Genomic DNA, 7,763 nt, shown 5'->3' with positions numbered 1-7,763 from the left:
TCCCCCGAGGCAACAGCAACGGCGTCGCCAGCAGCAGCGCCCCCGCCAGCCCGAGCCCGAACCGCGGGCTGGTCAGCGTCGCGATCACCCCCCACAGCGCGGTGGCCGTGGCGATGCTGGTCTTGTTGGTGATCGACCAGGCGGACAGGACGCGGGTGACGTTCGCGGTGCCGGCGTGCTCCAGCCGGTGGGTCGCCAGGACCGGGTTGTAGATGCCCGAGAAGGTGATCAGGCCCCCCTCCACCACCATCACCAGCAGCAGGCCGGGCCACCCCGGGCCGACGAAGGCCAGGCCGATCGGCCAGACCGCGCGCAGCGTGCAGGCCGCGCGCAGGACCGTGGGGCGGCCGTAGCGGGCGACCAGGTGCGGGCTCAGGCGGGAGCCCAGCAGGCCGCCGAGGCAGGGGACTGCGAAGGCCAGGCCGAACTCCCACGCCGGGAAGCCGAGGCGGCCGAGCATCAGGACCGCGAGCAGCGGCGACTGCGCCATGATCAGGCAGTTGACCGCCGCACTGTTGAAATACAGCGGCCGCAGCGCCGGGCTCTTCAGGATGTGGCGCCAGCCCTCGACGAGGTCGCGGGTGCGCAGGCCGGTGGCCCCCTGCCGGGCCGGAGGGTCGGCCTCCCCGCCGCCGATCGCGCGGATCCCCAGGGCCGAGAGCAGGTAGCTCACGGCGTCCGCGACGATCGTCACCACCGGCCCGAACAGGCCGATCGCCGCCCCGCCCAGCGGCATGCCCAGGACGGTCGCCGTCCACTGCGTGGACTCGAAGCGGCCGTTGGCGACCATCAGGTCCTCGCGCGCGACCAGCGTCCGCAGGTGCGCGCCGCTGGCCGCGGTGAACGTCAGATCGGCCGCCCCGGTCACGATCGACACCACGAGCAGCTGCGCGAACGTCAGCTCGCCTAAGGCGTAGGCGACCGGGATCGTCAGCAGGACCACGAAGCGCACCAGGTCCATGGTGATCATCACCGGCCGCTTGCGCCGGAACTCCACCCACGGTCCCAGCGGCAGCGCCACCAGCGCCCCGACCAATGTCCCGGACGCCGAGAGCGCGGCGACCTGCGCGGGGCCGGAGTGCAGCACCTTGATGAGGATCAGCGAGAAGGCGTTGAACGCCAGGAAGGTGCCCAGCGTGCTGACCGCGTAGGCCGACCAGAGCCAGTTGAACTGCCGTCCCAAGTTCCGCCGAATCGTCGGTCTCGACCGCTCCGCCATACCCGCACGCCCCTAGCACTCCACAACCATCCGCTGACTCACGGCATCCAACCGGCCGCGAGAAAGCCAGGTCAAACAACTAAAAGGGCCGCCCCCCACAACCACCGGTTGTGTCGTTAGGCTGGCGCGCCATGGACCTCGAAGCTGTGCGCACCTTCATCGCGGCCGCCGAGACCGGACGCTTCCAGGATGCCGCAACCGGTCTCGCGGTCACCCAACAGGCGGTGTCCAAGCGGATTGCGGCGCTGGAGAAGGAACTCGCGGTGCGGCTGTTCATCCGGACGGCGCGCGGGGCCCAGCTCACCATCGACGGCCAGGCGTTCCTGCCGCATGCCATGGCCCTGATGCACGCCGAGCAGAAGGCGCTGGCCTCGGTGCGGCCGGGGCGGCGCGCGCTGCGGGTGGACGTTCTCGCCAGGCGGAGCGGGATGTCGGCGCTGTTGCGCGGATTCCATGAGGCGCGTCCGGAGGTCGAGCTCGACATCGTCGGTCTGGTCGGCATCGAACCGGCGATCGCCGCGATCCAGACCGGGGAGATCGACGCGACGTTCCGGTATGTCGCCGGCGCCCAGGACCTGCCGGCCGGCGTGGAGTCCGCCCGCGTCTTCGACGACCGCCTCGACCTGCTGGTCGGCCCCCGGCACCCGCTGGCCGGGGCCCGGACGGTGCGGCTGCCGCAGCTGGCCGGGCATCGCATCTGGATTCCGGGGGTCGTGCCGGGCGTGGAGTGGTCCGATTACTACGAGGAGCTGGCGTCGGAGTTCGGGCTCACCATCGACGGCATAGGGCCGCACTTCGGAACCGACCATCTCATGGACGTCATCGCCGACTCCTCCGACGTCGCCTCGTTCGTCGGTGAGAAGCCGCGGCTCGCGTGGCCGGACGGCCACGACCTGAGGCGCATTCCGGTGGTCGATCCGACGCCGGTGTATCCGCACTCGCTGGTCTGGCGGAGTGACAACGCGCACCCCGCGCTGGCGTTGCTGCGGCGGCATCTGGCGGGGTTGGGGCGGCCGATCGGGGCGGCCGGGTCGTGGACGCCGGCCGCGGCTTGAACGGGGCGGCCGGGCTTGAACGGGGTCGGTGTTTTCGGGGCCGCGCTTTCTGGCTTGCCGTCACCTCGGCGCGACGATGACGCTGACCGTCACCTCGCCGCGACGATGACGCTGACCGTCACCTCGCCGCGACGATGACGCTGACCGTCACCTCGCCGCGACGATGACGCTGACCGTCACCTCGCCGCGACGATGACGCTGACCGTCACCTCGGCGCGACGATGACGCTGACCGTCACCTCGGCGCGACGATGACGCTGACCGTCACCTCGGCGCGACGATGACGCTGACCGTCACCTCGGCGCGACGATGACGCTGACCGTCACCTCGCCGCGACGATGACGCTGACCGTCACCTCGGCGCGACGATGACGCCGAGCACACCCGGCCCCACATGCGCGCCGATCACCGCACCGACCTCGCACACCGTGACGCCGCTCAGGCCCGGAAGCCGTTCCTGGAGCCGGGCGGCCAGGACCTCGGCGCGTTCGGCGGCGTCCAGGTGCTGCACCGCGATCTCGACCGAGTTGCCGTCGCCCCCGGCCCGCTCCACCGCGATCTCCTCCAGCCGGGCGATGGCCTTGGCGGAGGTGCGCACCTTCTCCAGCGGCTCGACGCGCCCGTCAGCCATATGCAGCAACGGCTTCATCGCCAGGGCGGAGCCGAGCAGGGCCCGCGCGGAGCCGATGCGGCCGCCGCGCCGCAGGTACTCCAGGGTGTCGACGTAGAAGAAGGCGGAGGCGGTGGCCGAGCGTTTGGCGGCGATCTCGGCGACGGCGTCCAGGTCGTGTTCTCCGTCCTGCCCGGCCTCAGCCGCCGCCAGCACGGAGAAGCCCAGGGCCATGCCGATGGTGCGGCTGTCCAGCACCCGGACCGGGATCGGCGCGTCCTTCGCGGCCAGCTCGGCCGACTCCAGCGTCGCGGACAGCTCGGCGGAGATGTGCAACGACACCACCCCCTCGGCGCCGCCCTCAGCCGCGGCACGATACGCGGCGGCGAAGTCTTCCGGCGTGGGACGCGAGGTGGTCGCGGTCTCGTGTGCCCGCAGCGCGGCCACCAGCAGTTCGCCGGTCGCCGGATCCGCCTCGCTGTGCGGCGCGCCCCGCACGATCACCTCCAGCGGGACCGCCGTGACGCCGTGGGCGGCCGCCGACGCCGCGGACAGACAAGCCGTGGAGTCGGTGACGAGCGCGATGCGGGGCATACCGCCGAGGTTATCCGGAGGTGGCGTCCGGGCAAATGGGCGGGAGCCGGAACGGGCTACCGCGAGGCGCCGATCACATAATCAATCACCGAAACGACCCCGACCCGACCACAATGCGAAGCATGAACGACGACAACCTGACTCTCCTCAACCCGCCGGGCCTGCACCCCACCTCCGGCTACGCCCACGTCACCATCGCCCCCGCCGGCCGCACCGCCCACCTGGCCGGCCTGTGCCCCCTCGACGCCGACGAGAAGGTCGTCAGCCCCGACCTGTTCGCCCAGATCGACCAGCTGGTCGCCAACGGCCTCACCATCCTGCGGGCGGCCGGCGCCCGCCCCGAGGACGTGGTCCGCTCGGTGATCTACGTGGTCAGCGACCAGAGCACGACCCTGGCCGCGGCCTGGGAACACCTGATGGCCTCGGCGCTGGCACCCGCCCTCCGGACGGCGAGCACGCTGCTCGGCGTCGCCGCGCTGGGGTACGGGGGACAACTGGTGGAAGTGGATCTGACGGCTGCTTTGGCGGAGTGAGTACGCGACAATACCCGTGAGGCCGAATCGCCGAGGCCACCGATGCCCCAATGACGCCGATGCCCCGATGACTCGGTGACCCAATCACTCGGTGACTCGAAAACTCGATGACGAGAGGGAGGTGACGCCATGGAAACGCAGACCACCCACCCAGGCGCCACCTCTCCGCGCTGAGGAGACAACTTCCGACCTCGCGGCAGCCCTCGTGCGCCTGGGACTGGGACACGTCCCGGATTCCCATTGCACGAGAGGAACCTCCCCGTGACCTTGCACGTCCGCCCCGCCACCGTCGAAGACGCCGCCGCGATCGACGACCTGCTCACCGCCTACGCCCACGCCCGCCGGATCCGCCTTCCCGGAGCCGGGGCCGCCCTGGACCGCCTGACGCGGCCGGAATCGATTCCCGCCGTCGTCCAGGACGCCGCCCGGATCGTCGGCTTCGGCCACGCCTGGCCCGCCGGCCAGGCGGTCCGATGCTTCGCCCGAGTACACCCCGAGCACGTCGGCCGCGGTATCGGCACGCTGTTGCTCGACGATCTGGAGCGCCGCTCGCACAGCTTCGGAAAGCCGGTCTTCAACGTCATGCAGCCGGCTGCCGACGACGCCGCGACCGGCCTGCTCATCGGTCGCGGATACGAAGTCATCTGCCACGTCCTGCGTATGCAGATGAGTTTGGACCGCTACCAGCCACCGCCAGCGGTACTGCCCGCCGGCATCACGCTGAGCCCGTTCCAAGCAGGGCACGACGAAGCCCGCCTGTTCGACGCCTTCCGCGCTGCCAACCCCGGACAGCCCGCCGAGGAGGGCGAGTGGTGGCACGACATGCGCGACGACCCGGCCATGCCCTACGACCCGACGCTGTGGTTCACCGCCCGACGGGGCCCAGAGATCGTCGGGTACTCCCTGGGCTCCCGGCACGAACTCGACGGCCGCACGGTGGGCTACGTGGCCGAGATCGGCGTGCGGCCCTCGTCCCGCGGCCAGGGGATCGCCTTCGCCGCACTCACCGCGACGATCGGCGCGTTCCACCGGGCCGGGTTGCCCGCGGCGACCCTGAACGTCGACGCTGACAACCTGACCGGCGCACTCCGCCTCTACCGGAAGGCGGGAATGCACGCGGTCCCGCAGTCCAGCGAGTGGTCGAAGAGACTGACCGAATGACGCGACCGTTCTGAAACGGCCCGCACAAGGAACTCCCACAAGGAGACCCGAAGCCTGCGTGGCAATGCGAAGAGCCCGGCGTTCGGGACGCCGGGCTCAGGGTCGATGGAGTCAGTGCCGATTGGGTTGGTGCCGATGGGCTCAGTGCCGATGGGGTGGGTGTCGTGGTGCTCAGTGCCGATCGGCTCAGCGTCGGCCGAACCGCCTGACCAGGACCAGGCCGCCGGCCATCAGCAGCAGACCGCCGCCGGCCGCGGTGGCCAGCATCGGGGTCGACATGCCGGTGAAGGCCAGCCCGTCGTGCTTGGCGCAGGCTCCTGACTTGCCGGCCGTCGTCTGCCCCGAGCCGCAGCAGCTCTTGCCACCGGCAGCCATGTGTCCCGAGCCGCAACACGCGCTCGCAGCCGCCGTCCCGCAGCACGCACTCGCACTCGCACTCGCGCTCCCGCCCGCAGCCCCGCAGCATCCACTCGCCGCACCCGAGCCGGCGCCGCCCGAGCAGCACCCGCTACCACTCGCGCCACCCGCGCCGCCGGCACAGCTTCCGCCTGCGGCCGCCGCCGCGGCGGGCGGATCCGGCGGATCCACCGGCTTCGGCGGGTCGAAGTGCGGGGGCGGCGGCGGTGCGATGAACACCGGCGGCCGGGGACGCCCCGAGGCCGGGTCCGGCGTCAGCGGAGCGTGTACGGGTACCGTTACCGCCTTCGGCGGCGGCGGTGGCGGCATGAAGCCGTCGTAGTGCAGGGGGTCCGTGCGGAGCAGGTCGCCCAGGCTGGGGACGTAGGCCCTCGCCCGCGCCACCAGCGTCCGGTAACCCACCGCCGCGGTGACCATCGCCGTGCACTGCAATGACCCGTTCGGTTCCAGCGACAGCTGCCCGTCCTGCCCCGCCGGGCACGTCACCGGGATGGGGCGCGGGTCCAGGTCCTTGAGGGTGATCGAGATGTCGCGCAGGTCCGCCTCACCGGGGGTGTCGGCGAGGGTGATGTGTACCACGTGCTTGGTGCCGACCAAGAGGCGCTGGTCTTGGCCGTCCATCGTGGCGGTCAGGGTCATGCCCGCTCCGCCGCCGGCGTAGGCCGGGGTGGTGCCGGCCGCGGTGGCGGCCAGCGTTGGGGCCAGGCTGAGCCCGACCGCCAGCAGTAATCGCAACGTACGCATGCTTCCAGATATGGGGAGCGCGTCCTTGCGTTATGTCCGGCGCGCCGTCGGTTCCCACCGATGGCGCACAGAATAGACAGACCTTCATTGATCGGATCAGTGGACGTCTGGCCGGTGACCTGGGGTGTTGGCAGACTCCGGAAATGTCTCAATCTTCTGAGGTCAGAGCCCGGTCACGGCTGGAACCGGTACCCCATCCCCGGCTCGGTCAGCAGATGCGCCGGCCGCGAAGGCTCCCGCTCCAGCTTCCGCCGCAGCTTCGTGAAGTGGAAGCGCAGCAGCGGCGTGTCGTTCTCGTATCCGTGCCCCCACACCTCGGTCAGCAGCTGACGCGCCGACACCAGCCGCCCGGCGTTCTTCAGCAGCACCTCGACGATGCCCCACTCGGTCGGGGTCAGGTGCACGGTGGCCGGCACCGTCTCCGGCGCGTCGGGCATCCGGGTCACGGTGTGCGAGGCCACGTCCACGTCGAAGTCCCCGACCTGCTGCACCGCCGCCTTCGGCGCGTTGCGGTCGGCGTGCCGCCGCGCCACCCGCAGCCGGGCCAGCAGTTCCTCCATCGAGAACGGCTTGGTCAGGTAGTCGTCGGCCCCGGCGTCCAGGGCCTCGACCTTGTCCGAGGCGTCGGCCCGGCCGGAGAGCACCACGATCGGCACCTCGGTCCAGCCCCGCAGCCCCTTGATCACCTCGGCCCCGTCCAGATCCGGCAGCCCCAGGTCGAGCACCACCAGGTCGGGCAGCGTGCGGGCGGCTATGGCCAGCGCGGAGGTGCCGTCGACGGCGGTGACCACCTCGTATTTGCGGGCGGTCAGGTTGATCCGCAGGGCCCGAAGCAGCTGCGGTTCGTCGTCCACCACCAGGACCTTGATCATCGAGCGGGCTCCTCAGCGCCGGTAGGGGTGGTCGCGGTCGGACTCTCGGTCGCGGCAGGACCCGCGGATGCGGCCGGATCCGCAGATCCGCCCCGACCCGCGGACGTGGCCCGACCCGCCGAACCAGACGGCCCGGTAGCCGCGGCACCATCACCATGCCGAGAGGCCGCGTCCAAAGCCGCGTCCAAAGCATCGTGCGAAGTCCCGCCGTCGGCCATGGCGTCCGGCACCACGTTCCCGGCCGTCCCCGCGGCCGGCAGCGAGACCACCATCGTCATTCCCCCACCGGGTGTCTCCTCGGGTGTCAGCGTCCCGCCCATGGCCTCCACCAGCCCCCGGGACAATGCCAACCCCAGGCCCACCCCCGTGGTGTTGTCCCGGTCCCCGAGACGCTGGAACGGCGTGAATATCCGGTCCCAGTCCTCCGGCCGGATCCCCGAGGGAGCCAAGAGCCCCCGCCGGAGGCGCCTGCCGTTGACTTCAGGCACCCACCACGCACGACCGCCGCCCGCCAACGCAACGTATGCGCAGTGACTCGGACTGCCGCGCACCACCCGCAC

The 7,763-nt window shown here is 71.3% G+C and carries 8 protein-coding genes; 3 read left to right on the top strand and 5 right to left on the bottom strand.

From position 1 onward, the window contains the following. Positions 1–1,219 (bottom strand): MFS transporter (locus IZR01_RS46460; protein ID WP_194927559.1); only part of this gene is annotated, 1,219 nt, incomplete at its 3' end. Between the two features lie 131 nt (positions 1,220–1,350). Between IZR01_RS46460 and IZR01_RS46455 the strand changes: the two genes are divergently transcribed. Beyond that, positions 1,351–2,274 carry a LysR family transcriptional regulator gene (locus IZR01_RS46455; RefSeq protein WP_194927558.1) on the top strand — a complete coding sequence of 308 codons (924 nt, stop codon included), beginning with the start codon at positions 1,351–1,353 and terminating at the stop codon, positions 2,272–2,274. A 350-nt stretch (positions 2,275–2,624) separates the two neighbouring features. Here IZR01_RS46455 and IZR01_RS46450 read toward each other — a convergent pair whose 3' ends face one another. Continuing rightward, the gene (locus IZR01_RS46450) at positions 2,625–3,476 is read right to left on the bottom strand and encodes a DegV family protein (RefSeq protein ID WP_194927557.1); all 852 of its coding nucleotides are present in this window, start codon (positions 3,474–3,476) and stop codon (positions 2,625–2,627) included. 122 nt (positions 3,477–3,598) lie between these two features. Between IZR01_RS46450 and IZR01_RS46445 the strand changes: the two genes are divergently transcribed. Next, the gene (locus IZR01_RS46445; RefSeq protein ID WP_194898653.1) at positions 3,599–4,009 is read left to right on the top strand and encodes a RidA family protein; all 411 of its coding nucleotides are present in this window, start codon (positions 3,599–3,601) and stop codon (positions 4,007–4,009) included. A gap of 261 nt (positions 4,010–4,270) precedes the next feature. After that, positions 4,271–5,170 (top strand): GNAT family N-acetyltransferase, encoded by a 900-nt coding sequence (locus IZR01_RS46440; RefSeq protein WP_194927556.1) that lies wholly within the window; start codon positions 4,271–4,273, stop codon positions 5,168–5,170. 186 nt (positions 5,171–5,356) lie between these two features. Here IZR01_RS46440 and IZR01_RS46435 read toward each other — a convergent pair whose 3' ends face one another. The 3 genes from IZR01_RS46435 to IZR01_RS53900 all read right to left on the bottom strand — a co-directional run. Further along, complete coding sequence (locus tag IZR01_RS46435) at positions 5,357–6,331, bottom strand: hypothetical protein (RefSeq protein WP_194927555.1); 975 nt, start codon at positions 6,329–6,331, stop codon at positions 5,357–5,359. Positions 6,332–6,504: 173 nt separating this feature from the next. Beyond that, positions 6,505–7,203 (bottom strand): response regulator, encoded by a 699-nt coding sequence (locus IZR01_RS46430; RefSeq protein WP_194898650.1) that lies wholly within the window; start codon positions 7,201–7,203, stop codon positions 6,505–6,507. Next, positions 7,200–7,763 (bottom strand): sensor histidine kinase (locus IZR01_RS53900; protein WP_323747296.1); only part of this gene is annotated, 564 nt, incomplete at its 5' end. The genes IZR01_RS46430 and IZR01_RS53900, both read right to left, overlap by 4 nt.

Origin of the sequence: Catenulispora pinisilvae (assembly GCF_015356865.1) — a bacterium.
GTDB lineage: Bacteria > Actinomycetota > Actinomycetes > Streptomycetales > Catenulisporaceae > Catenulispora > Catenulispora pinisilvae.
Note: the sequence above shows the minus strand (reverse complement) of the source record. Positions and strands in the feature narration are given on the sequence as shown.